Raw genomic sequence first — 23,882 nt, forward strand, 5'->3', positions numbered from 1 at the left:
CGGAGGTATACATGTCCGCTCGCGATCCTGGCCTGGCTTTCACCGACGGGGCCCTGCAATTTGAGTTGTGGGCGGACAAGCTGTGGGACCCCATGGGCCGCGACGTGGCGGAGGCGGCCGTGCTGCAGCCGGGCGAAAAGGTCCTCGACGCCTGCTGCGGCACCGGGGCGGCCACCCTGCCGGCAGCCTTGGCCGTGGGACCCAACGGGACTGTCGACGGCGTCGACCTCTCCACCGGGCTGCTGCGCATTGCCGCGGCCAACCTGGCCGAGCGGCACATCCTGAACACCACGCTCACCGAAGCCGACGTCACCCAGTGGCGCGGACACCGCACCTTCGATGCCGTGCTGTGTTCCTACAGCATGTTCTTTTTCTCCGACATGGAGGCGGGAGTGGAACACCTGGCGTCCATGCTGCGCCCGGGCGGCCGCCTGGTCGCCAGCACGTGGGTGGAGGGGGCGCTGGAGCCCTTTGCCGGCCGCATTCTGGAGGCCGCCATCAAGGAACGCCCGCGGCTGGCCGGCGTGGTGCCCCTGCCCAACCAGAACATGGCCAAAATTGCCTCCGCGGAATCCCTGGCCGGCTGGCTGTCGGAGCGCGGACTTGAAGACGTGTCCGTTTCCCGGCACCCGCTGACCCTGTCCGTGGATGACGACATGGCCTGGAACCTGGTCATGGGCAGCGGGTGGCGCACCCTGCTCCCCCGCGATCCCGAGGCCATCGCCCGGGTCCGGCGCGACTTCATCCACTCAGTGGGGCCGCAGGTGGAGATGAACTCGGACGCGCTGATCGGCGTCGGCTCCGTCCCTGCCTGAGCGCCACCAAGCTGTGAATTTGCTGGCAATAGCCCGCCAGCCGTTGCCAAAGCCGCAACCGGTCTGCCAGTCTCCATCCAGATCGCCTTGACTAAAATGTAAAGTCCGTGTGACAAAAATGTCACACGCCGGGCGGTCGTTCACGAAGGAGATTTGGTACATGAAAAAAATCTTCGCCCTGGCAGGCTCCGGCCTGCTCATGCTGACAGCGCTCGTCGCAGGGTCCGCGCCGGCGCAGGCTGCGCCGTCGAGCCGGTCGATCCAGGTTTGCGCAACTCCGAAGCACGGGGACGCTGCCTGCACCGCCCGGCAGGCGGCCGACCCCTCCGGCCGGCCCATCACGAATGCCGCCGCCCCGCCCGCCACCGCCCTCACCCCGGCCCAGCTCAAGAGCGCCTACAAGCTGACGGGCCTGTCCTCCGGAGGCCGGACGGTGGCGATTGTCGACGCCTACGGCTACCCCAACCTCGAGCGCGACCTGGGCGTCTACCGTGCACAGTTCGGCCTGCCCGCGTGCACCACGGCGAACGGCTGCCTGAAGATCCTCAACCAAACAGGCGGCACCAAGCTGCCGCGCGCCAACACGGGCTGGGCGCAGGAGCAGGCGCTCGACGTCGACGCCGTCTCCGCCGCGTGTCCCGACTGCAAGATCGTGGTGCTGCAGGCCACCTCGGCGTCCTTCGGCAACCTCGGCACGGCAGTCCAGACCGCCGCGGGGCTCCCCGGCGTCGTGGCCATTTCGAACAGCTACGGGGGTTCGGACGCCTCCGATTCCACCTATGGGAAGTACTACAACTTCCCCGGCATTGCGGTCACCGCGAGCGCCGGCGACAACGGCTACCAGGGCGCCTCCTACCCGGCGTCGTCGAGCTACGTTGTCGCAGTTGGCGGCACGTCCCTCTCCGCCGCTTCGAACACGCGGGGATGGAACGAAACCGTGTGGAGCGGGACTGGTTCGGGCTGTTCAAGCCTGAACGCGGCCCTCACGGCGGCATCCGCCTCAGACACCGGCTGTGCAGGCCGCGCCATGAATGACGTGGCCGCCGCGTCCGACCCCAACACCGGCGGGCTTGCCGTCTACTACCCGACGTCGAACTCATCCTCGACGTGGGGCCAGTTCGGCGGCACCAGCGAGGCCTCGCCGATCATCGCCTCGGTGTACGCCCTCAGCGGCAACACCGGCTCCGCCGCCACCGGCAGCTACGCCAATGCGATTCCGTACGCCCACGCAGGGAGCCTGTTCGACGTGACCACGGGCTCCAACGGCACGTGCCCCACGACGCAGTGGTGCAACGCACGGGCTGGCTGGGACGGCACCACCGGACTGGGCACCCCGAACGGGGTGGCCGGCTTCTAGGGACCGCCGCTTAAGCAACTGTGCATCAGAAACTGCAGCAAGATCAACCGTATTAGATTGATTCGAGTGCAGTTTCTGATGCACAGTTGGGAGGCTAGGCGCGGCGGCGCTTGATCTCCTCCACGGCCTGCGGGAGCACCTTGAACAGGTCGCCCACAATGCCGAAGTCGGCAATTTCAAACACCGGCGACTCCGAATCCTTGTTGACGGCCACGATCACCTTGGACGTCTGCATGCCGGCCTTTTGCTGGATGGCCCCGGAGATGCCCACGGAAATGTACAGCTGCGGGGAAACCTTCTTGCCTGTCTGCCCCACCTGCGCGGCATGGGAAATCCAGCCGGCGTCCGTGGCGGCCCGGGAGGCGCCCACTGCCGCACCGAGCACGTCGGCGAGCTCCTCGACGGGGCCAAAGTCGCCGTCCAGGCCGCGACCGCCGGCCACCACAATGCGGGCATCCTCCAGCTCCGGCCGCCCCGACGATTCCCTGGGTGTGCGCTTGGTAATCCGAGCCCCCAGGCTGGCCGGGGAGAATGCCACCTCAAGACGTTCGACGGCGGCAACGGCCGCCCCGGGTGCCGGCGCGGCGTCCACGCTGTGCGCCTTGACGCTGATGACCGACACGGCCGTGGTGGCCCGGGCATCCACGGTCCATGAACCGGCCAGGACGGATTTATGGGCCACGAGGGCGCCGCCGTCGTTCGACACGCCCACGGCATCGGTGATGACGCCGGCGTTGAGCGCCACGCCCACGCGGGCCGCGATTTCCTTGCCCTGCGGGCTGTTATCCACCAGCACGGCCGCGGCGGAAACGGCCGCTGCGGCCTGCGCCACCAGCTCGGCCTTGGGCGCCACCAGGTAATCGGCCAGCTCGGCCTGCCCGGAATGGACCACACGGGCCACGCCGTAGCTGCCCAGCTCGGCGGCCAGTTCGGCGCCCACGGGGCCGGCCACCACGGCCACGGGCTCGCCGGCGCCGCGGGCCAGGGTCAGCAGCTGGTGGTGGATGGGGTGCAGCTTGCCGGGCGCGTCCACCTGGTCAATGAAAACAACGATTGCAGTCATGGGAGGTCCTTAGATCAGTTTCTGCGCGGCGAGGAAGTCAACGAGCGCAATGCCGGCGTCGCCCGTGTCGGTGACGATGGTTCCGGCCGTGCGGGCGGGGCGCTCCGCCGCCGCGGTGACGCGGGTCAGCGATCCGGCGGAGCCCACGGCCCCGGCCTCCACCCCGATGTCCGACAGGGACAGCGTCACCACCTTCTTCTTTTTTGCTGCCAGGATCCCCTTGAAGTTGGGGTAGCGGGGCTCGTTGGCCTGGTCGGTCACGGACACCAGGGCGGGCAGCTGGGCCTGGACCTCCTCCGAGACGTCGTCGCCGTCGCGCCTGGCAGTGACGGTGGTGCCGTCCAGTTCCAGGGAGGAGGCGAAGGTGACCTGGGGCAGGCCCAGGCGGGCGGCCAGCTGCGCGGGGACAATGGAGGTTTCCCCGTCCGTCGAGGACATGCCGGTGATGACCAGATCCACGGGTCCCAGCGTCCTGACGGCGGCCGCGAGTGCCAGCGACGTGGCCGAGGCGTCCGAGCCGGCGAGGGCATCGTCGCTGACGTGGACACCTGAGGTGGCGCCAATCTGCAGCGACTTCTTCACCGCGGCGGCTGCTGCCGCCGGGCCCAGGGTCAGGGCCGTGACGGTGTTGCCGGCCTTGGCGCCGCCGCGGGCGTCGGCCAGGGCCAGGGCGGCCTCCAGCGCGTACTCGTCAAGTTCGGAGAGAATGCTCTCGTTCCTGTCCAGGCGGTGGCTTTCACCCGTGAGGTGGCGGTCAAATTGCGTGTCCGGCACGTATTTGACGAGTACCACAATGTTCAGTGCTGAGTTTTCCACTACTGTCCTTTGTGTCATGGGAGCATGGTTCCGCGCCCCGTTTCCAGCGCCTGGGCGGGGCCGGCGGATCGCCCTTGGCCTTTCGTCTAGTAGTTTAGTTCGTGCCGGGCCCGGGCCGGAATTTAGTGGGTCGAATCTTTACTTCGCCGGCCAGCTTGTCATGGCGGCCGCGCTCGCGGACTCGTAAGCCGGCGCGCCGTTAAGCACGGATGGTGCGCCACTGTGAAAGTGGCGCACCATCCGTTCCTTGCCGTGCTCTACTCCAATGCCGCTCCGGCTCAGTTGGCCGGCATGGTGTCCAGCGTGACGTCCTTTTCCAGCGTCTTGCCGTTGCGAACCAGCGTCACCTTCACGGTGGCCCCGCCGGCCTCCTCCCGGACGGCCGCCGTCAGGGACGAGGCATCGGAGATGGTGCGCCCGCCCAGTGCGGTGATGACATCACCCTTCTGGATGCCCGCCTTCGCCGCGGCACTGCCGGAGGTCACGTCCGCCACCGTGGCCCCTGCCGAGAACTGGCTGTTGCTGCCCAGGGCCGAGGTGCCGCTGACCGAGACGCCCAGCTGGCCGTGGGTGGCCTTGCCGGAGGAGATGATGTCGTTGGCGATGCGCTTGGCGTGGTCAATCGGGATGGAGAAGCCCACGCCAATGTTGCCGCTTTGGCTGGTGGAGCTGGAGGAGCTTCCCGTGGAGGCAATGGCCACGTTGACGCCGATGATCTTGCCCGTGCTGTCCACCAGCGCACCTCCGGAGTTGCCGGGGTTGATGGCCGCATCCGTCTGGATGACGTTGAGGTTCACGGACCCGGTTGCAGCGGTGTTGCTCTGGCCGCCGCCTGGAGGCGAGAACTGGAAGCCGTTGCCGCCGCCCTGGCCCTGCGACGAGTCGTTGGGGGTGGCCGGGACGGCGGAGGAGGCAACCTGGATGGTGCGGTTCAGGGTGGAGATGATGCCCTCGGTGACCGTGGCATTCAGGCCCAGCGGCGAACCGATGGCAATGACTGTGTCGCCAACGTTGATTTTGGTGGAGTCGCCCAGCGTGGCCGGCACCAGGTTCGGTGCATCAATCTTGATCACTGCCAGGTCGGAGAGCGGGTCGGTTCCCACCACGGTGCCGGCATATACCTTGCCGTCGCTGGTCTGCACCTGGATGGTGGCGTGGGCGGCGGCCCCGTCCAGCGTCACCACGTGGGTGTTCGTGAGGATGTGCCCGGCCGTGTCCAGGATGATGCCCGAACCCGTGCCGCCGGAACTGCCGCTGGTGGCGGAGATGGTCACCACGGACGGCATGGCCTTGGCTGCCGCGGCCGATATCTGGTTGACCGAAGTGGGGTTGTTGATGACCAGCGGGGCTGCCTGCTGGTTCGAGGCGGCCACCGTGCCGGAGTTCTGCGAACCAATCAGGGCCGAGGTGCCGGCTGCCGCGCCTCCGCCAATGAGCGCTGCGGCAATGACGCTGGCTGCAAACATGCCCATGCCCACCTTCCTGCGCGGCTTGGCCGCCTGGGGGGCGGCTGTCACGGCCGGGGCCAGTGCGTGCGGGTACGTGTTCGACGCCGGGTACCCGGCGTCCGCATGCGTGGAACCGTTGGGCTGCTGCCCGGTTGATCCATAGGCCTGGCCCTCCGCAGGCTGGCTGTAGGGCTGGCCGTACGGCTGGCCGTAGGACGGTGTTGCCGGGGACTGCGCCGAGGGGTACTGGGGCGCGGAGTGCTGCGGGCCCGCGTAGGGCGGCATTGGCCGCGTCTCGGCCTGGGATGCCTCCGGCTGCGTTTCGGCCCGCTGCGGCTCCGGCTGTTGCGCCTGCGCCGGGGGTTCTGCTGCGGCGGGGTACTGGGCGGTGGGTGCCTGCCAGGCATTTACGGGCTGCGACGGAGCGGGAATGGGGGTGGTGTCGCCAAGCGGCGCACCCTGCGGAATGGGGGTGGTGTCGCCCTCCTGCATGCCTGCGGGGCCGTCCTCGTTGCGGATGCCGTCCCCGCCATTGATCTCGGACATTTGCTTTTCCCTTCATTGAAAAATTCTTGGGCTGAACCCTTGCTTGATATTCATCATGGTCTGCAGGGCTGGTGCGTTTACGAACGTTCGCTGGAAGGTAGCTGTGAAGGATTCGCCCTGCTTCAATTATGTCCGACGCCGGCACAAACGGCTTCCGCGGCCCGCCCGGCGCCGGGGTGCACGGCGGTGCGGAGCCCCGCAGGCCGACATGGACGCCGCCAATTTTTCCGCCATAGAATCATGGGTGAGGCACAAGCACGGTCCTGCACAATTGGCGCACATTAGGGTGGGCGATGTTTTCAAGGTTCAAGTTGTTTTTCCAGCTGCTCGCGGCGGTGGCGTTTGCCGCGCTGATGGTCTTCCCGGCCGCGGCAGCCCAGGCGGATCCTCCCGTGACCATACCGGGGGGCACGTACATCATTGACAATGCCAACGTGCTGGGCAGCAAAAAGGCCGACGTCCAGGCGGCCATCACCAAGTTGCAGCAGCAGCAGGGAATCACCCTGTTTGTGGTGTACGTGAATTCCTTTGACGGCACGGCCCCCACCGACTGGGCCACTGCCGTGGCCAATCAAAAGCAGTTTGGCCAACACGACGCCATCCTGGCCGTGGCCGTCAAGGACAGAAAGTATGCGCTGCTTGCGAACACTTCCGTGATCAGCAAGGCCAAAAACGACAATGTCCAAAAGAACGCCGTGGTCCCCCAGTTGGGCAAGGACGACTGGGCGCAGGCCGCCATTGACACCGCCGCGGCGCTGGGTGACGCCGCCGGCGGAGGCTCCGGCAACGTACCCAACCCCACGGGAGGGTTCGTGGCGCTGGGAGTCGGCGGCGCCGTCGTGCTTGGCGGTGCGGGAACCGCACTTGCCATCCGGAGCAAGCGGAAGAAGGCCGCCGCAGAGGCCACGGCCAAGGGCTACGGCCCCGATGGCAAGGCCCTGGACCCGAATGCCGGCATGACCATCGCCGAGCTGCGCTCCAAGGCCGGCTCGCTCTTGATTGCCGCCGATGATGCCATCAAGAACAGTGAGCATGACATTGGATTTGCCCAGGCTTCGTATGGCGATGAGGCAGTCAAGCCCTACCAGGCCGCGCTGAACCAGGCCAAGGTGCACCTGAGCGAATCCTTCAAGCTGCAGCAGCAACTGGACGATGAAATCCCCGACACCATTGACGAGCAGCGCCAGTGGCTGGGTGAAATCATCAAGCGCAGTGAGGATGCCAATGCGGCCCTTGATGCGGAAAAGAAGTCCTTTGACGAGTTGCGGGAGCTGGAACGCACGGCGCCGCAGGTCATAGCCCAAGTGCGTGCGGACGCCGCGCAGGCAGGAACCGCCATTGCCTCATCCGAACAGACGCTTTCCGTGCTGGCCGGCAAGTACGCCGATTCCGCCCTGGCCACCGTGCGCGACAACGTCCAACAGGCGCAGGAGCGGCTGGCCTTTGTGGGCACGGCAGCGGACGACGCCGACGCGAAGCTGGGTTCCGGCGACACCGCCAACGGCGCCCTTTCCGTCAAGGCTGCGGAGGAGGCGCTGCTGCAGTGCAACGTCTTGCTCGAAGCCATCGGCAAGACGGAAAAGAACATCAATGACGCCGCAGCGGCGCTGTCCACGGCGCTGCCGGAGGCCCTCACCGACCTGGAGCGGGCCAAGTCCATGGTGGCCTCCCCCGAGTTCGCCCGCTACGCGCCCACCGTGGCCGCCGCGGAGGCCGTCCTCCAGGACGCCAAGGCAAAGGGTTCGGCCGGCAAAACTGATCCCGTGGCGCTGCTGGGGGCCGTGCAGGGCGCCCACAACCAGCTCGACGAGCTGCTCACCGGCATTCGCGACCAGCAGCAGCAAGCCCTGCGCGCGCAGGCGTCCCTGCAGCAGACCATTGCCGGGGCGCAGGCACACATCTCCGCCGCCCAGGACTTCATTGCGGCCCGCCGCGGCGGGGTCGGCACGGAGGCACGCACCCGGCTCTCGGAGGCCCAGCGCAACCTGGAATACGCCATGGCCATCGCTGACAAGGACCCTGCGAACGCCCTGACATACGCACAGCAGGCGCAGGCCCTGGCGCAGCAGGCCATCCAGTACGCCCAGCAGGACGTGGACAGGTTCGGCGGCGGCGGGTTTGGCGGCGGCTACGGCGGGGGCTATGGCGGCCGTGGCGGATCCGGCATGAACGGGGTAGGCGGCGCCATCCTCGGCGGCATCATCGGCGGGCTGCTCGGAGGCGGCGGATTTGGCGGCGGAGGCGGCTTCGGCGGCGGGGGCGGCGGCTTTGGCGGCGGCGGTTTCGGTGGCGGAGATGGCGGAGGAGGCCTTGGCGGGGGCGGCGGAAACTTCTAGCCCCGCCCGCCCGTTCAGCAGGTAACGGAGTCGCTAGACTCAAAGGAAATGTTTGGCCAGCACGACGCAAAGAGACCGACCACTGATGTTCTTCAATAGCAAAAATAAGGGGAAAAGAATGGCAAAGCAGTCAATTTTCGGCCGGATTGCACAGTTGGCGAAGGCCAACATCAATTCGCTGTTGGACCAGGCCGAGGATCCGCAGAAGATGCTTGACCAGATGGTGCGCGACTACAAGGCGAACATCACCGAGGCCGAGGGCGCGGTGGCACAGACCATCGGCAACCTGCGCATGCTCGAAGACGACTACAACGAGGACGTGAAGAACGCCCAGGACTGGGGCTCCAAGGCCCTCGCCGCCAGCCGCAAGGCCGACGAGTTCCGCACGGCAGGCAATCCCACGGACGCGCAGAAGTTTGACAACCTCGCCAAGGTGGCCCTGCAGCGCCAGATTTCCTCGGAGAACGAGGCCAAGGCTGCCGCACCCAACATTGCCGCCCAGACGGATGTGGTGGACAAGCTCAAGACCGGCCTGCAGCAAATGCAGGGCAAGCTGTCTGAACTCGCCAGCAAGCGCAACGAGCTGATTGCCCGTTCCAAGACAGCGGATGCCCAGCTGCAGGTCAACGACGCCCTCAAGAGCATCGACATCATGGACCCCACCAGCGAGGTTAGCCGCTTCGAGGACAAGATCCGCCGCGAAGAGGCCAAGGTCCGCGGCCAGAACGAGCTCGCAGCCTCCAGCCTGGACGCACAGTTCAACAGCCTGGAGGACCTGGGCGAGCAGACCGAGGTGGAAGCCCGCCTGGCCGCCCTGAAGTCCGGCGGCGCACCGGCACAGGCCGCCATCGCGCCGGCTGCGGAGACCGACACCGTCGACGAGGCGGATTTCGACAAGCTCTAGGCGCCGACTGCACAGCAATGGCGGGCAGATTCCACATCTGCCCGCCATTGCTGTGCTTTCGGCGGATTTGGACCGTCCGGATTTGGACCGTCCGGCGGGCGGCCTACATCTGCGTGAACGCCGCCAGGGCAGGGTCCGCCCCGATGCGTTCGCCTGTTTCGAGGGCTGAGACCAGCTCCAGCTCCTCCGGGGTCAGCGAAATGGCCGCCGCTGCCAGGTTCTCCCGGATGCGCGCGGGCGTGGCGGACTTGGGGATCACGATGTTGCCCATCCCCAGATGCCAGGCCAGCACGATCTGCGCCGGCTTGGCACCGTATTTCGCCGCCAGACCCGTGACGGCGGCACTGCCGAGGTCCTTGCCCTGTCCCAGCGGGCTGTAGGCCTCCACCGCCAGGCCGTGGCTGCGGCTCTTGGCCGCCAGCTCCGCCTGCTGGAACGTGGGGTGCAGCTCAAACTGGTTGACGGCCGGCACCACGGTGGCTCCGGCCAGCAGCTCGTCGAGGTGCTCCGGCAGGAAGTTGGAAACGCCGATGGCCCGGACCAGGCCGTCCGCCTGCAGGGACTCCAATTCCTTCCACGCCTGGGTGAACAGCCCCTGCGACGGGACGGGCCAGTGGATCAGGTACAGGTCGATCCAGTCAACGCCCAGTGCCTTGCGGCTGGCCTCGAAGGCGGCCCGGGGGCTGGACTGTTCGCCATTGCGCAGCTTGGTGGTGATGAAGACGTCCCCGCGCGGCAGGCCTGACTCCGCCAGGGCGGCTCCCACGCCGGACTCGTTGCGGTACGCCGCAGCAGTGTCAATGTGGCGGTAGCCTGCCTTGAGGGTCTCCCCCACGGCAACGCGCGTTTCCTCCGGCGGTATCTGAAAGACGCCGAAACCCAGTTGCGGGATCCGCACGCCGTTGTTAAGGGCCAGCTCCGGTACGGCCGTTCCCTTCGGGGTTGATTCAGTCATGTCCAACTTTTTTCCTTTCATGCAAGCCGCCCAGAGAAAGCGGTTTCCCCCAGCCTACGGCCCGCCGGCCGCGGAAGCAGCCACAAGCAGGTGCGGGCCCATCCTAGGTTTCACAGTCCTACCCACGGCGATGGATTGATCCGCCGTGCCGGGGCACAATGGTGGCATGGGTCAAAGCGTTGAGTTCGGCAAGTTCCTGTCCGCCATGCGTGCCCGGCTCCAACCGGATCCGGACACCGTCTACAACGCCCGGCGCGTGCCGGGGCTGCGGCGGGAGGAGGTGGCCCGGCTGGCGGACGTCTCCACCGACTACTACACACGGCTGGAACAGGGCCGCAACATCCACCCCTCCCGCTCCGTGCTGGCCTCCGTGGCCCGCGCGCTGCAGCTGAGCGAGGCCGAATCGGCCCACATGCTTGACCTGCTGGACAATTGCGGCGGGCAGGCCGTGGACCCGCCGGCCGCCCAGCGGGTGCGGCCACCCGTGCGGCAGCTGCTGGACGCCCTGGGCGACGTGCCCGCCGTCGTGCTGGGACGGCGCACGGACGTCCTGGCAGCCAACCGGATGGGCCGCCTGCTGCTGGCCGACTTTCCGGCCATGGCGCGCGAACAGCGGAACTACACGCGGTGGATCATGCTGGACCCCGCCGCCCGGGTGCTGTTCCGGGACTGGCATGGGGCCGCGGCAGATGCCGTCGCAGCCCTGCGGGCCGATGTGGGCCGGCACCCCGGCGACCCCCAGGCCAGCGCGCTGGTGGGCGAGCTGGCGGTCAACAGCGAGGACTTCCGCCAGTGGTGGGCACGCCACACAGTGGCCCGGAGGTCCTCCGGCACGCTGAGGCTGCACCACGGCGTGGTCGGGGACCTTGAGCTCGACTTTGAGCAGCTCCTGCTGCCGGACGACCCCGAGCAAAGCGTACGGACTTTCACCGCCCGGAACGGCTCCCCGTCGCAGGACGCCCTCAAGCTGCTGTCCTCCTGGGCAGGCAGCCACGCTGCGGGCAAGCAGGCGCCAGGCGGGCAGCCGGCATCCACCAGTGAAGGGATCAACCTGCCATGAAGTACACACATTTGGGCCGCAGCGGGCTGAAAGTTTCGCGGGTGTGCCTGGGCACCATGAACTTTGGCCCGCACACGCAGGAGGCCGACGCCCACCGCATCATGGATGAGGCGCGCGAGGCGGGGCTGAACTTCTTCGACACGGCCAATGCCTACGGCGGCGAGGACCACCGGGGCTGGACCGAGGAAATCATCGGCCGCTGGTTTGCCAAGGGCGGCGGACGGCGGAATGACACGGTGCTGGCCACGAAAGTCTACGGCTGGATGAGCCACAAGCCCAACGACTCGCACCTGTCCGCGCTGAACATCCGCCGGGCCCTGGATGCGAGCCTGAAGCGCCTGCAGACGGACCACATTGAGCTCTACCAGTTCCACCATGTGGACCGCGGAACACCGTGGGATGAGATTTGGCAGGCGGTGGACGTGGCTGTCCAGCAAGGCAAGATCATCTACTCCGGCAGCTCCAATTTTGCCGGCTGGCACATTGCCGCCGCGCAGGAGGCCGCCGCGCGCCGCCCCGTCACCGGCCTGGTCAGCGAGCAGTCCATCTACAGCCTCATGCAGCGCAGCGTGGAGCGGGAGGTGATCCCGGCGGCCCAGCACTACGGGCTGGGGCTGCTGCCGTGGTCGCCCCTGCACGGCGGCCTGCTGGGCGGGGTGCTGAAGAAGGAGCACGACGGCGTCCGCCGGTTGGGTGGCCGCGCCGCCCAGGCGCTGGAAGCCTTTGCTGACGACATCGCGGCGTTTGAATCGTTTGCCGCACAGCGGGGCCAGGAGCCGGGCGACATCGCCCTGGCCTGGCTGCTGCACCAGCCGGCAGTGACCGCACCCATCATCGGGCCGCGGACCTCTGATCAGCTGGCGGCCGGGCTCCGCGCACTGGAGGTCTCCCTGGATGCTGACGCGCTGGCGCAGCTGGACCAAATTTTCCCCGGCCCCAAGACTGCCCCGGAGGACTACGCCTGGTGAGCGGCTACAACGACGACCTGCGGTGGCTGGACCAGCCCGGACCCGGCACCGCACGTCCGGGCCCACTTGTAGCACTGCCCGGACTGCGGGTGCTGTTTGTCGGGGGGACAGGCGTCATCAGTGCGGCCGCAGTGGCCCGGGCCGTGGCCCTCGGATTCAACGTCACTGTGCTCAATCGCGGGGTGGGGTCCGAGCGGCCGGTGCCTGCCGGCGTCGAGCAGCTGGTGGCGGATGTCCGCGACCCTGCTGCGGTGTCCGCGGTGCTTGGGCGGCGGCGCTTTGATGTGGTGGCGGACTTTGTCACCTTTGTGCCGGAGCAGGCCCGGGCGGCTGTGAAGCTTTTTGCCGGGCGCTGCGGGCAGTACATTTTCATCAGCTCGGCCTCGGCCTACCAGAAGCCGCCGCTGAGACTGCCCATCACGGAGTCCACGCCGCTGCGCAACCCGTTCTGGCAGTACTCACGGGACAAGATCGCCTGCGAGGACGTGTTTGTCACTGCGTACCGCTCGCAGGGGTTCCCCGTCACGGTGGTGCGCCCCTCGCACACCTATGACGCGACCCGGCTGCCGCTGCTGTTTGGCTGGACCGATGTGCACCGCATGCGCGCCGGGCTGCCGGTGGTGGTGCACGGGGACGGGACCTCGCTGTGGACGCTCACGCACGCCGACGACTTTGCCGTCGCGTTCACGGGCCTGCTCGGACTGGCCGCGGCCGTGGGTGAATCCTTCACGATCACCTCCGACGAGGTGCTGCCGTGGGATGCCGTGTACCGCGCCGTTGCCGCCGCGGCGGACGTCGATGACCCCGTGCTGGTTCACGTTGCCAGCGACACGATTGCCGCCGCCGCTCCGGAGCTGGGACCCGGGCTGCTGGGCGACAAGTCCCATTCAGTCATTTTCGACAACGCCAAGATCAAGCGCTACGTGCCCGGCTTTGCCGCCCGCATTCCGTACGCCACCGGCGCGCGGCAAATCATGGCGTGGCACGTGGACCACCCCGAGGCCCGCGTGGTGGATGCCGGGCACATGGCACTTTCGGACCGGCTGGCGGGGCTGTAGCCGGGACTGAAACTCCCTGCCCGTTCCGCAGTTCCGAGCCGCCGCTGCGGACAGTTCCGAGCCACAATCACCGTTTCAGCATCTACGGCTGAAACACCCTTGGACTTCCGCAGTTGAGGTTATAGACTGCCGAAATGGCACTAATCCGCGTTTCCGAAGCCGCCCGCTTCCTGGGCGTCAGCGACGACACCGTCCGGCGCTGGCTGGACAACGGCACGCTCCATGGCCACAAGGACAAGCAGGGGCGCATCGCCATTGAGGGGACGGAGCTGGCGGAACTGGCCAAGGCGCAGTCCCAGTTGCCGGACGATCCAACAGGCGTGGGCAGTTCGGCGCGCAACAGGTTCGTGGGCCTGGTCACCAGCGTCATCATGGACAAGGTGATGGCGCAGGTGGAATTGCAGTGCGGCCCGTTCCGCGTGGTGTCCCTCATGAGCAGCGAGGCCGTCCGGGACCTGAAGCTGGAACCCGGCTCCGTGGCCACCGCCGTGGTCAAGTCAACCACCGTGATCATCGAAATCCCCCAAGGGGCCAAGCCATGAAGAAACTGTTCCGCAAGCCGGCCGCCGCCGCAGCCGCCGTCCTTGTCGCCATGTCCCTGGCCGCGTGCTCAGGAGGCGCCGCCACACCCGGTGCGTCGACATCGGCGGGCAGCACGGCCGGGCTTTCCGGAACGCTGACGGTGTTTGCAGCCGCGTCGCTGAAAAAGACGTTTAGCGAGCTGGCTACGCAGTTTGAGGCGGCCAACCCGAAGGTCAAGGTGTCCCTAAGTTTTGACGGTTCCTCCACGCTGGTCACCCAGATTGTTGAAGGGGCCCCGGCGGACGTTTTTGCCTCGGCCGACCAGGCAAACATGAAGAAGCTCAGCAATGCCAAACTGGTCTCCGGCACCCCCGCCGTCTTTGCCACCAACGTCCTGACCATCGTGGTGCCGCCCAACAACCCGGCGGGCATCACCTCCTTTGCCGACCTCGCCAAGCCGGGCGTCAAGGTGGTGGTCTGCGCCGCCCAAGTCCCCTGCGGGGCCGCCGCCAAGGCAGACGAGGCAAGCGCCGGCGTCGTGGTTAAACCGGTGAGCGAGGAACTTAACGTCACCAGCGTCCTGGGCAAGGTCACCTCCGGCGAGGCCGACGCCGGCCTGGTGTACGTCACGGACGCCACCACGGCGGGGAGCAAAGTCAAGGCGGTGCCGCTCACGCTCGCAAACCCCACTGTCAACAAGTACCCGATCACCACGGTCTCCACCACCAAAAACCCGGAATTGGCCGCGGCCTTCATCAAACTGGTCACGGGGCCGGACGGGCAGAAGGTGCTCGGCGATGCCGGTTTTGGCGCACCATAGCGCGGGACAGTCCGGGCCGGGCCGCCGAAAGGCCGTCAAGAGGTGGGAGTACCAGGCGGTGCCGCGGTGGGTTTTCGCCCTGGCGGCGGCCGGCGCACTCTTCATCCTGCTGCCGCTGCTGGGCATGGTGGCCAAGGTCAATTGGGGCAACTTCATCCCCCTCATCACCTCGGATTCCTCGCGTGCCGCCCTGCTGCTGAGCCTCAGGACGGCCGCAGCCAGCACGGGGCTCTGCATTGTTTTTGGCGTCCCGCTGGCGCTGGTCCTGGCGAGGGCGCGGTTCACCGGGCAGCGGATCCTGCGGGCGCTGATCCTGCTGCCGCTGGTGGTGCCGCCGGTGGTGGGCGGCCTGGCGCTGCTGTACACCTTTGGCCGGGAGGGGCTGATCGGCAAGTCGCTGTCCCTGGCCGGAATCAACATCGCCTTTTCCACGACGGCGGTGGTCATGGCGCAGGCATTCGTGGCCCTGCCGTTCCTTGTGTTGAGCCTGGAGGGCACCTTGCGCACGGCCGGGCAGCGGTATGAGGCCGTCGCCGCCACCCTTGGCGCGCGCCCCTCCACCGTTCTGCGCCGGATCACGCTGCCCCTGGTGCTGCCCGGGCTGGTGTCCGGGGCCGTGCTGGCCTTCGCCCGCAGCCTGGGCGAATTCGGCGCCACGCTGACCTTTGCCGGCAGCCTGCAGGGAGTCACCCGCACGCTTCCACTGGAAATCTACCTGCAGCGAGAGACCGATCCCGACGCCGCCGTGGCCCTGTCCTTCCTGCTGATCGCCGTTGCCGTGGTGGTGGTGGGGCTGACGTACCGCACACCGAAACTGCCGGCGCCCCGCGGGGCCTCCGGCCGGGGCCTGAATGTTGACGCGGGCTCCAGCGCCGGCGTTCCGGCGGACACCGGCCCGGATGGGGCCCGGCCGTGACACTGGAACTGAAGGCCACCATTGCCGAGCGCCACCTAGACGTGTCCCTGTCAGTGGGCCCGGCGGAAACCCTGGCCGTCATGGGCCCCAACGGGGCGGGCAAGTCCACGCTGGTGCAGATTGTGGCCGGGCTGCTCAAGCCCGACGCCGGCCAGGCCACCTTGGGTGCCCGCACCCTGTTCCGCACGGGGCCGGCACCGCTGTGGCTGCCGCCGCATGCCCGCGGGGTGGGACTGCTGGCCCAGGACCCCCTGCTGTTCCCGCACCTGAGCGTGCTGGACAACGTCGCCTTCGGGCCGCGGAGCAAAGGACTGGGCCGGGCGGAATCAAGTGCCGTGGCACGGCACTGGCTCGGCGAGGTGGACGCCCTGGAACTGGCCGCCCGCAGGCCCGCCCAGCTTTCCGGCGGGCAGGCCCAGCGCGTGGCCCTGGCCCGGGCACTGGCAACCGATCCGGAACTCCTGCTGCTGGACGAGCCCATGGCCGCCCTGGACATCAACAGCGCCCCGTTCCTGCGCAGCCTGCTCAAGCGGGTGCTGGCCGGCCGACGCGCCATCATCGTCACCCACCATGTCCTCGACGCCCTCATGCTCGCAGACCGGATCATCGTCATGGACCGCGGCCGGATCGTGGAATCCGGGCCCACGGCTGCCGTCCTGGCCCATCCGCGGAGCAGCTTTGCGGCCTCGCTGGCCGGGCTGAATGTCCTGACCGGTTCCGTCACCGGCACCTCCGTACAAACGGCCGACGCCGGCTTGGTCGCCGGCCGCCTGACCGGCGGCTTCGCAGGGGCCGGCACCCCCGCGGACGGTGGGACGGAGGGCCTGGCGGCGTTCCCGCCGTCGGCCGTGTCAGTGTTCCTGGCTCCGCCGCAGGGCAGCCCACGCAACTGCTTTCCGGTGGCGGTGACGGAGCTGGAACCGCACGGTGACCACATCCGCGTGCGGGCCGGCCGGCTGGCGGCGGACATCTCCCCCGCGGCCATGGCGGACCTGGGGCTGGAGCCGGGATCGGCCGTTTTCTTTGTGGTCAAGGCTGCCGAGGTGGCTATTTATCCGGCGTAGGGGCGGGCCCGGCAGGCTGCGAATCGCACCCGGAAAACGGAAAGTCCCCGGCGAGCTGGCCGGGGACTTTCCTCATCATGGTTGCGGGGACAGGATTTGAACCTGTGACCTCCGGGTTATGAGCCCGGCGAGCTACCGAACTGCTCCACCCCGCGTTGCGTCCTCAACAGTACATGCGTTTGGGCGGATCACCAACTCGGGAGGGTTCGGCGGGATGCCGGAACGGACAATGGATCCCGATATATCAAACTCATTTGTCCGTTCCAGCATCCCCGGGTCCCGACAGGCTCAGCCGCCGGCAGCCTAGCGGTGCTTGAATTCCGCGAGGCGCTTTTCGGTGAACGCCGCCATGCCCTCCTTCTGGTCCTCCGTGGCGAAGCAGGAGAAGATGAGCCGGCGTTCCAGCCGGACACCTTCGGCCAGGGTGGACTCGTAGGCGGCGTTGACGGCTTCCTTGGCGATCATGGCCACGGGCTTGGACATGGCGGCAATGGTGGCGGCGGCGGCCAGGGCCTCATCCAGGAGCGAGTCCACGGGCACCACGCGCGCCACCAGGCCCGCCTGTTCGGCCTCAACGGCGCCCATGACGCGCCCGGTCAGCACCATTTCCATGGCCTTGGCCTTGCCAACGGCGCGGGTGAGCCGCTGCGAGCCGCCCATGCCGGGGATGACGCCCAGCTTGATTTCGGGCTGGCCGAACTTGGCATTGTCGGCGGCGATGATGAAGTCGGCAATCATGGCCAGCTCGCAGCCGCCGCCCAGCGCATGGCCGGCGACGGCGGCAACCATGGGGGTGCGCACCCGGGCCAGGGCGTCCCACGCGGAGAACCAGTCCAGCTGGTACATCTCCACGGAGGACTTCCCCGCCATTTCCTTGATGTCCGCACCGGCGGCGAAGGCCCGGGAGGAGCCGGTGATGACAATGGCACCCACTCCAGGGTCGGCGTCGAACGCCTGCGCGGCGGCCAGGATTTCCCGGCCCATGGCGTCGTTCAGCGCGTTCAGTGCCTCGGGGCGGTTGAGCGTGATGAGGCCCACCCGGCCGCGCTGTTCGGCAAGGATCAGGGAAAATGTGCCCATTGAGGGGTGTGCCTTACTCTTCGGGGGCGGCTGCGTGGGAGGCCGCCCGGATGGTGTTGATGATGCCGGAAAAGTCAGTTCCCGCCCCGCCGTCCAGGGCAAAGTGGCGGTAGATTTCCTCCGCCGCGCGCCCCAGCGACGCCTCGACGCCTGTCGCGTTCAGCGCCTCCACGGCCAGGCCCAGGTCCTTGGCCATCAGGGCGCCGGCGAATCCGGGCTGGTAGTCGCGGTTGGCCGGGCTGGCCGGAACCGGTCCGGGGACGGGGCAGTTGGTGGTCAGCGCCCAGCACTGGCCGGAGGCGTTCGCGGCCACGTCGTAGAGCGCCTGGTGGGTCAGGCCCAGCTGCTCGCCGAGCACAAAGGCCTCGCTCACGGCGATCATGGACACGCCCAGGATCATGTTGTTGCAGACCTTGGCGGCCTGCCCGGCGCCGTGCCCGCCGCAGTGGACAATGCGCCGGCCCATGACCTCGAAGAACTCGGCGGCGTCGGCAAAGTCCTCCGCGGTCCCGCCCACCATGAACGTCAGCGTCCCGGCCTCGGCGCCCATGACGCCTCCGGAGACGGGCGCGTCCAGGCTGTGGTGGCCGGCGGCCAGCGCCATTTCATGGGCCGTCCGGGCGTCCTCCACGGCAATCGTGGAGCACTCCAGGAACAGGGAGCCGGGCTTGGCCGCGGCGAGCAGCCCGCCGCCGGGGCCGTCGCCTTCGTAGGCGGCAAAGACATGCTTTCCCGCCGGGAGCATCGTGATGACCACATCCGCGCCCGCGGCAGCCTCGGCGGAGGATGCCGCCACCGCAACCCCGGCCGCCCGTGCCGCCTCCAGGGCCGCCGGGACCACGTCAAAGCCGGTGACCTGATACCCGGCCTTCACCAGGTTCGCGGCCATGGGCCCTCCCATGTGCCCCAGCCCGATAAACCCAACAGTCCGCTTCGCTGCATCGTTGCTCATTGCCCTGCCACCGTTCCCTTCCGTAGCTTTCCCAGGCCCAGTTCATGCGGGCCGAGGTCTTCAAATGCGCGTGCCACGACGTCGGCCGGCACGTCGGCAAGCGTTGCCGGGGACCAGGCCGGGTTGCGGTCCTTGTCCACCAGCTGCGCCCTGATCCCCTCTGCAAAGTCGGGCCAGCGCAATGCCCGCAGGGACACCCTCAAATCCTGGTTCAACGCGTCCTCGAGCGAGTCGAGCGCACGCGCCCGCCGCAGCGCCGCCAGCGTCACAGTCACCGCGGTGGGCGACTTGGCCGCAATGGTTGCCGCGGCCTTGGCGGCCAGCGGCTCGCTGCGGCGCGCCAGCCGCGCAAAGATGGCGCCGGCGTCGTCCCCGGCATAGGCGTCATCAATCCAGGCCCGCTCGGCCAGCAGTGCCGAGGCCGGCGGTACCTGCCCGTAAAGTGCGACGGCGGCGCTTGCGGTCCGCTCGGACAGTGCGGCCACCAGCGGGGCCAGGTTCGCGGCGTCCACGAAGTGGTCGGCCAGTCCCATGGCCACGGCGTCCGCGCCGCTGACCATGCCGCCGGTGAGCGCTGCGTGCGTGCCCAGCTCCCCGGGGGCGCGGGAGAGCAGGTAGTTACCGCCCACGTCCGGGACAAAGCCGATGCCGGTTTCCGGCATGCCCACGCGGGAGCGTTCGGTGACCACCCGGTGGGAGGCGTGGGCGGAAATCCCCACTCCCCCGCCCAGGACCACCCCGTCCATGAGCGCCACGACGGGTTTGGGGTAGCGCCTGATGCGGGCGTTGAGGTGGTATTCGTCCCGCCAGAACTGTTCGGTGGCATTGCCGCCGGTGCGGGCGTCGTGGTAGATCGTGACGATGTCCCCGCCGGCACACAAGCCCCGCTCGCCGGCACCGGAAATCAGCACGGTGGCAACGGCGTCGTCGCTCTCCCACGCGTCCAGGGCCCGCGCCACGGCCACCACCATGCCGTGGTTGAGCGCGTTCATGGCCTGCGGCCGGTTGAGCACCACATGCCCCAGGTGTCCCGTGCGCTGCACCAGAACGTCAGTGTTCTCCATGGACCCATCCTCCTGCAACTTGCCGCCCTGCGCACCTTCACTCGCGGCACGGTCCCTGGTGGTGCTCATGCCTTTTCCACGGCCAGGCGGCCCACAATCAGGCGCATGATTTCATTGCTGCCCTCCAGGATTTGGTGCACGCGCAGGTCCCGGACAATCTTCTCCAGGCCGTATTCGGAGAGGTAGCCGTAGCCGCCGTGGAGCTGGAGTGCCTGGTTGGCCACGCGGAAGCCGGTGTCGGTGGCCACGAGCTTGGCCATGGCGCAGAGCCTGACCAGGTCCGCGTCCTTGTCCTCCAGCGCTTCGGCGGCGCGCAGCAGCATGGTGCGGGCGGTTTCCAGCTCGGTGTCCATGTCCGCCAGCTCGAAGAGGAGGTGCTGCTGCTTGATGAGGGGGCCGCCGAAGGCCTGGCGTTCCTTGAGGTAGGCCACGGACTTTTCAAAGGCTGCCCGTCCCCCGCCCAACGAACAGGCGCCAATGTTGACGCGGCCGCCGTTGAGCCCCTTCATGGCGATCATGAAGCCGTCGCCCTCCTCGCCCAGCCGGTTGGTGACAGGGACGCGGACGTTCTCAAAGACCACCTGGCGGGTGGGCTGGGCGCGCCAGCCCATCTTCTTCTCCTCCGCGCCGAAGGACAGGCCGGGCGTGCCGTTGGGGACGATGATGGCGGAGATGCCGTGGCTGCCGGTGTCCTGGGTGCGGGCCATGACCACGTACCACGCCGAGGTGCCGGCCCCGGAGATGAACTGCTTGGTGCCGTTGATGACGTAGTCGCCGCCGTCGCGCACGGCACGCGTTGCCAGGGCACCGGCGTCGGAGCCCACCCCGGGCTCGGTGAGGCAGTAGCTGCCCAGCTCGGTCATGGCGGTCAGCCCCGGCAGGCAGCGGGCCCGCTGGGCGTCATTGCCAAAGGCGTCGATCATCCAGGCCACCATGTTGTGGATGGAGATGTAGGCGGCGATGGAGGGATCGGCCGCCGCCAGCTCCTCAAAGATCAGCACGGCGTCCGTGCGGGTCATCCCGGAGCCGCCGTAGTCCTCGCCCACGTAAATGCCGCCCATGCCCAGGGCCCCGGCCTCGGCCAGCACGTCCACCGGGAAGTGCTTGTGCTCGTCCCAGTCGGCGGCGTGGGGGGCCAGCGACGTGGCGGCAAAGTCACGCACCATTTCCACAATTGCCTGCTGGTCCTCGGTGAGTGAATACATGGCGTCTCCCTTGACGTTTGCGGGCCTTGGCCCATCGTTCCGTCCCGCCCGTGCCTGGTGGGCCGGGTGCGGGACCTTACTTGCTGACCTTGCCCGTCAATGAGGCGATCGGCCTCAGGAACAGGGGGCGGGCAGCGAACCAGGCGCCCACAATGACCAGCAGGGAGAAGGCAAAGATGCCAAAGCCCCACCAGTTCACGGCGTCGCTGGAACCATACATGTGGTTGAGGTTGCGCAGGGCGCCGGTGGCCAGCACCAGCGTCACGTGCACAATGATGAACAGGACAAAATACAGCATGACGGGGAAGTGGACCCTGCGGGCCAGCTCAATGGGGTAGGCCCTGTTCAATGCCTTGGCGTTCTTCGGCCAGGCGCCCGACATCCGGATGCCCGTGAGGATGGCCAGCGGCGCGGCAATGAACACGGTCAGGAAGTAGGTGAGCAGCTGCAGCGAGTTGTAGTTCACCCAGCCGTTCTCCGTGGGCCAGTTCAGGGACAGGTACTGCAGCCCGGCCGAGACGGCGTTGGGGAACACGTCCCAGCTGGTGGGCACAATGCGCAGCCACTGTCCGGTGGCGAGGATGACGATGATGAATATCAGCCCGTTGAGCACCCACAAGGCATCCAGGCTCAGGTGGAACCACAGGTCCAGGCTGATTTTGGTGGGCGGGTTATTCGTCTTGATGAGGCCCTTGTTGTTGCGGATCCAGTGGGCCGGGGGCCGCTTGGAGGTGCGCACCTGCCAGCCGGACCGGATGATCAGAACAATGAAGAACACGTTCAAAAAGTGCTGCCAGCCCAGCCAGGCCGGGAACCCGACGGGCGCCGTGGCGGGCAGTTCGGACTGGCCCGGGTACGTCACCATCCACGACTTCACCCCGTCCAGGCCCGTGAACCAGCGCGCGGCCAGCACCAGCACCAGCAGGACAAGGACGACGCCGGCCCCCACCATGGCAGGCTTGGCCCACCGGTTGCTGCTCCCGGACTTATTCTTTGCGGGGGTCGACATCAGTTATGAACCTCTTTCGGGAAAACTTCCTGCGGCACCGCGGGCGCCTTTCAACTGCCTTATTTCTAACAGGTCTGGGAGGCAGATGCCCGCTGGGGCCGGCCACCGTTACGCCTTTCGGGCCGCCAGTGCGTCCATCAGCTGCGGCACCACGGTGAACACGTCGCCCACCACGCCAAAGTCGGCCACGTCAAAAATGGGCGAGTCGCCGTCCTTGTTGATGGCCACAATGGTCTTGGCGGTCTGCATGCCCGCCCGGTGCTGGATGGCGCCGGAGATGCCGAGAGCAATGTAGAGCTGCGGGGATACGCTGACGCCCGTCTGGCCCACCTGCGCCGTTTGGGCCACATAGCCGGCGTCGACGGCGGCACGGGATGCCCCGACGGCCGCGCCGAGCGCGTCGGCCAGCTGTTCCACCAGGACAAAGTTTTCCTTCGAGCCCAAGCCGCGCCCGCCGGAGACCACCGTCTTGGCGGCCCGCAGCTCGGGGCGGCTGCTGGTTGCCGGGGCGTCGTTGGCGGAGTCGATCCGGGCCCCGCTGCCGGGTGCGAGCGCCACGGTGCTGACTTCGGCCGTGGCAGCGGGGGCGGCACCGTCGATGGCTCCCTGGCGGATGGTGATGACGGGCAGGCCGCCGTCGACCGCGGACTCCACTGAATATGTGCCGCCAAAGACCGAATGCCCAGCCACGATCCGCCCGGCGTCCTCCCGCACGGACACGGCGTCCGCAATCAGCGCCCCGCCCGTCCGAACGGCGAGCCGGGCTGCAACCTCGCGCCCGTCGACGGAGTGCGCGGCCAGCACGGCGGCGGGCGCCAGGGCTGCCACGGCGTTGGCCAGCGCGTCCACGGCGGGCGTGCCCAGCACGGTGTCGGCATCCGCCCCCACAGCCTGGTAGATCGCGGTGGCGCCCAGCCCGCCCAGGTGGGTGACGGCGTCGTCGGTCAGGTTTGCCGGGGACGCCACCACGGCCACGGGGGTGCCCAGGGATGCGGCCGCAGCCAGCAGCCCGCGGGCCGAGGCCGAAACGCCGCCCTGGCGGTTCAGTTCAACAAAAACCACAATGTTTGCCATGCCCAGCCCTTCCTAGACCAAACGGTTTTCAATGAGGTATTCGGCCAGCAGCGTGCCGGCGTTGCCCTCGTCAACAATCTTGGTGCCCGCCACACGGGCCGGCCTTTCTGCACTGGAGACAATCACCGTGCGGGCAGGGGTTGCCGGAACGTCCAGCCCGGACACCGCCAGGGTGGCCACGGGCTTGCGCTTTGCGGTCAGGATGCCCTTGAAGTTGGGGAAGCGGGCCTCGGCGGCGCGCTCGGTCACGGTCACCACGGCGGGGAGCCCGGAACTGACGGACAGCGTTCCGTTGTCGTCCTGGCGCTCCCCGGAAACCTTGTCTCCAGCCAGCGTGATGGTGGACAGCGAGCCTGCCAGGGGCAGGCCCAGGTGTTCGGCGATCATGGCCGGGACCACGCCGCCGCGGCCGTCGGTGGACTCGTTGCCTGCCAGGATGACGTCGGCGGCAGTGTCCTTCAGCGCGGCGGCCAGGACGGCCGCCGTCCTGACGGCGTCGGCCCCGGCGAGGGAATCGTCCAGGATGTGGATGCCGGAATCGGCTCCCATGGAAAGCGCCTTGCGGATGGCTTTGGCAGCTTCGGCAGGCCCCATGGCCAGCACCGCCACCTCGGTGGACTTGTCCTTGTCCTTGACCTGGAGCGCCACTTCCAGGGCGCGCTCGTTGATCTCGTCCACGATGTTGTCCCCGGCGTCTCGGTTGAGCCACCCGGTGGAAGGGTCAAGCGTTCGTTCATCCGAGGTGTCAGGCACTTGCTTGATCAACACAACGATCTTCATGTACAGCCCCTTTGCTGGAATTGCCAAAATGGTGGCACTGCGTCCAGATTACTAGGAACTACTAGTATTT

22 protein-coding genes and 1 tRNA gene are annotated in these 23,882 nt (G+C 67.9%); 11 read left to right on the forward strand and 12 right to left on the reverse strand.

Annotated features, from left to right (window positions below; all coding sequences use genetic code 11):
- Positions 1-11: 11 nt before the first annotated feature.
- Together G6N77_RS09535 and G6N77_RS09540 are read left to right on the forward strand one after the other, a co-directional pair.
- Positions 12-815, forward strand: a complete 804-nt coding sequence (locus G6N77_RS09535; RefSeq protein ID WP_165181886.1) for a class I SAM-dependent methyltransferase — start codon at positions 12-14, stop codon at positions 813-815.
- A gap of 160 nt (positions 816-975) precedes the next feature.
- Positions 976-2,172 (forward strand): S53 family peptidase, encoded by a 1,197-nt coding sequence (locus G6N77_RS09540; RefSeq protein WP_165181888.1) that lies wholly within the window; start codon positions 976-978, stop codon positions 2,170-2,172.
- Between the two features lie 94 nt (positions 2,173-2,266).
- Here G6N77_RS09540 and G6N77_RS09545 read toward each other — a convergent pair whose 3' ends face one another.
- The 3 genes from G6N77_RS09545 to G6N77_RS09555 form a co-directional block, all read right to left on the reverse strand.
- Positions 2,267-3,235, reverse strand: coding sequence for an electron transfer flavoprotein subunit alpha/FixB family protein (locus G6N77_RS09545; protein ID WP_165181890.1), 969 nt, complete (start codon positions 3,233-3,235; stop codon positions 2,267-2,269).
- 9 nt (positions 3,236-3,244) lie between these two features.
- Entirely contained in the window at positions 3,245-4,036 is a 792-nt protein-coding gene (locus G6N77_RS09550) for an electron transfer flavoprotein subunit beta/FixA family protein (protein WP_165181999.1), read from the reverse strand.
- Between the two features lie 293 nt (positions 4,037-4,329).
- Positions 4,330-6,045 carry a S1C family serine protease gene (locus G6N77_RS09555; protein WP_240901837.1) on the reverse strand — a complete coding sequence of 572 codons (1,716 nt, stop codon included), beginning with the start codon at positions 6,043-6,045 and terminating at the stop codon, positions 4,330-4,332.
- Between the two features lie 293 nt (positions 6,046-6,338).
- Here G6N77_RS09555 and G6N77_RS09560 point away from each other — a divergent pair, with 293 nt between their 5' ends.
- Together G6N77_RS09560 and G6N77_RS09565 are read left to right on the forward strand one after the other, a co-directional pair.
- The gene (locus G6N77_RS09560; RefSeq protein WP_165181892.1) at positions 6,339-8,381 is read left to right on the forward strand and encodes a TPM domain-containing protein; all 2,043 of its coding nucleotides are present in this window, start codon (positions 6,339-6,341) and stop codon (positions 8,379-8,381) included.
- A 118-nt stretch (positions 8,382-8,499) separates the two neighbouring features.
- Positions 8,500-9,285: a PspA/IM30 family protein gene (locus tag G6N77_RS09565; protein ID WP_165181894.1), complete on the forward strand. Its 786-nt coding sequence runs from the start codon at positions 8,500-8,502 to the stop codon at positions 9,283-9,285.
- Positions 9,286-9,388: 103 nt separating this feature from the next.
- Here G6N77_RS09565 and G6N77_RS09570 read toward each other — a convergent pair whose 3' ends face one another.
- The gene (locus G6N77_RS09570; RefSeq protein ID WP_165181896.1) at positions 9,389-10,240 is read right to left on the reverse strand and encodes an aldo/keto reductase; all 852 of its coding nucleotides are present in this window, start codon (positions 10,238-10,240) and stop codon (positions 9,389-9,391) included.
- A 166-nt stretch (positions 10,241-10,406) separates the two neighbouring features.
- Here G6N77_RS09570 and G6N77_RS09575 point away from each other — a divergent pair, with 166 nt between their 5' ends.
- From G6N77_RS09575 to G6N77_RS09605, 7 genes are all read left to right on the forward strand, one after another.
- Positions 10,407-11,300: a helix-turn-helix transcriptional regulator gene (locus tag G6N77_RS09575; protein WP_165181898.1), complete on the forward strand. Its 894-nt coding sequence runs from the start codon at positions 10,407-10,409 to the stop codon at positions 11,298-11,300.
- Complete coding sequence (locus G6N77_RS09580) at positions 11,297-12,268, forward strand: aldo/keto reductase (protein ID WP_165181900.1); 972 nt, start codon at positions 11,297-11,299, stop codon at positions 12,266-12,268. Before G6N77_RS09575 ends, G6N77_RS09580 begins: the two co-directional genes overlap by 4 nt.
- A gap of 74 nt (positions 12,269-12,342) precedes the next feature.
- Positions 12,343-13,326: an NAD-dependent epimerase/dehydratase family protein gene (locus G6N77_RS09585; protein WP_165182001.1), complete on the forward strand. Its 984-nt coding sequence runs from the start codon at positions 12,343-12,345 to the stop codon at positions 13,324-13,326.
- A gap of 134 nt (positions 13,327-13,460) precedes the next feature.
- Entirely contained in the window at positions 13,461-13,868 is a 408-nt protein-coding gene (locus G6N77_RS09590; RefSeq protein WP_165181902.1) for a TOBE domain-containing protein, read from the forward strand.
- The gene (gene modA / locus G6N77_RS09595; protein ID WP_165181904.1) at positions 13,865-14,668 is read left to right on the forward strand and encodes a molybdate ABC transporter substrate-binding protein; all 804 of its coding nucleotides are present in this window, start codon (positions 13,865-13,867) and stop codon (positions 14,666-14,668) included. The genes G6N77_RS09590 and modA overlap by 4 nt, the downstream gene beginning before the upstream one ends.
- Positions 14,646-15,584, forward strand: coding sequence for an ABC transporter permease (locus G6N77_RS09600; RefSeq protein WP_165181906.1), 939 nt, complete (start codon positions 14,646-14,648; stop codon positions 15,582-15,584). The genes modA and G6N77_RS09600 overlap by 23 nt, the downstream gene beginning before the upstream one ends.
- Positions 15,581-16,648, forward strand: a complete 1,068-nt coding sequence (locus G6N77_RS09605; RefSeq protein ID WP_165181908.1) for a sulfate/molybdate ABC transporter ATP-binding protein — start codon at positions 15,581-15,583, stop codon at positions 16,646-16,648. Before G6N77_RS09600 ends, G6N77_RS09605 begins: the two co-directional genes overlap by 4 nt.
- Before the next feature lie 78 nt (positions 16,649-16,726).
- Here G6N77_RS09605 and G6N77_RS09610 read toward each other — a convergent pair.
- The 8 genes from G6N77_RS09610 to G6N77_RS09645 form a co-directional block, all read right to left on the reverse strand.
- Positions 16,727-16,803: transfer RNA gene (locus tag G6N77_RS09610), tRNA-Met, on the reverse strand.
- 148 nt (positions 16,804-16,951) lie between these two features.
- Complete coding sequence (locus G6N77_RS09615) at positions 16,952-17,728, reverse strand: enoyl-CoA hydratase (RefSeq protein ID WP_165181910.1); 777 nt, start codon at positions 17,726-17,728, stop codon at positions 16,952-16,954.
- A gap of 13 nt (positions 17,729-17,741) precedes the next feature.
- Positions 17,742-18,680, reverse strand: coding sequence for a 3-hydroxyisobutyrate dehydrogenase (gene mmsB, locus G6N77_RS09620; protein ID WP_165181912.1), 939 nt, complete (start codon positions 18,678-18,680; stop codon positions 17,742-17,744).
- Positions 18,677-19,813, reverse strand: coding sequence for an enoyl-CoA hydratase/isomerase family protein (locus G6N77_RS09625; protein WP_205678164.1), 1,137 nt, complete (start codon positions 19,811-19,813; stop codon positions 18,677-18,679). Before G6N77_RS09625 ends, mmsB begins: the two co-directional genes overlap by 4 nt.
- Positions 19,810-20,949, reverse strand: coding sequence for an acyl-CoA dehydrogenase family protein (locus tag G6N77_RS09630; protein WP_165181914.1), 1,140 nt, complete (start codon positions 20,947-20,949; stop codon positions 19,810-19,812). Before G6N77_RS09630 ends, G6N77_RS09625 begins: the two co-directional genes overlap by 4 nt.
- 76 nt (positions 20,950-21,025) lie before the next feature.
- The gene (locus tag G6N77_RS09635; protein ID WP_165181916.1) at positions 21,026-21,958 is read right to left on the reverse strand and encodes a cytochrome b/b6 domain-containing protein; all 933 of its coding nucleotides are present in this window, start codon (positions 21,956-21,958) and stop codon (positions 21,026-21,028) included.
- 108 nt (positions 21,959-22,066) lie between these two features.
- A complete protein-coding gene (locus G6N77_RS09640; RefSeq protein WP_165181918.1) occupies positions 22,067-23,032 on the reverse strand; it encodes an electron transfer flavoprotein subunit alpha/FixB family protein in 966 nt (321 codons plus the stop codon).
- Between the two features lie 12 nt (positions 23,033-23,044).
- Positions 23,045-23,812: an electron transfer flavoprotein subunit beta/FixA family protein gene (locus tag G6N77_RS09645; protein WP_165181920.1), complete on the reverse strand. Its 768-nt coding sequence runs from the start codon at positions 23,810-23,812 to the stop codon at positions 23,045-23,047.
- Positions 23,813-23,882 lie beyond the last annotated feature (70 nt).

The organism is Arthrobacter silviterrae, assembly GCF_011045165.1.
Classification (GTDB): Bacteria; Actinomycetota; Actinomycetes; order Actinomycetales; family Micrococcaceae; genus Specibacter; species Specibacter silviterrae.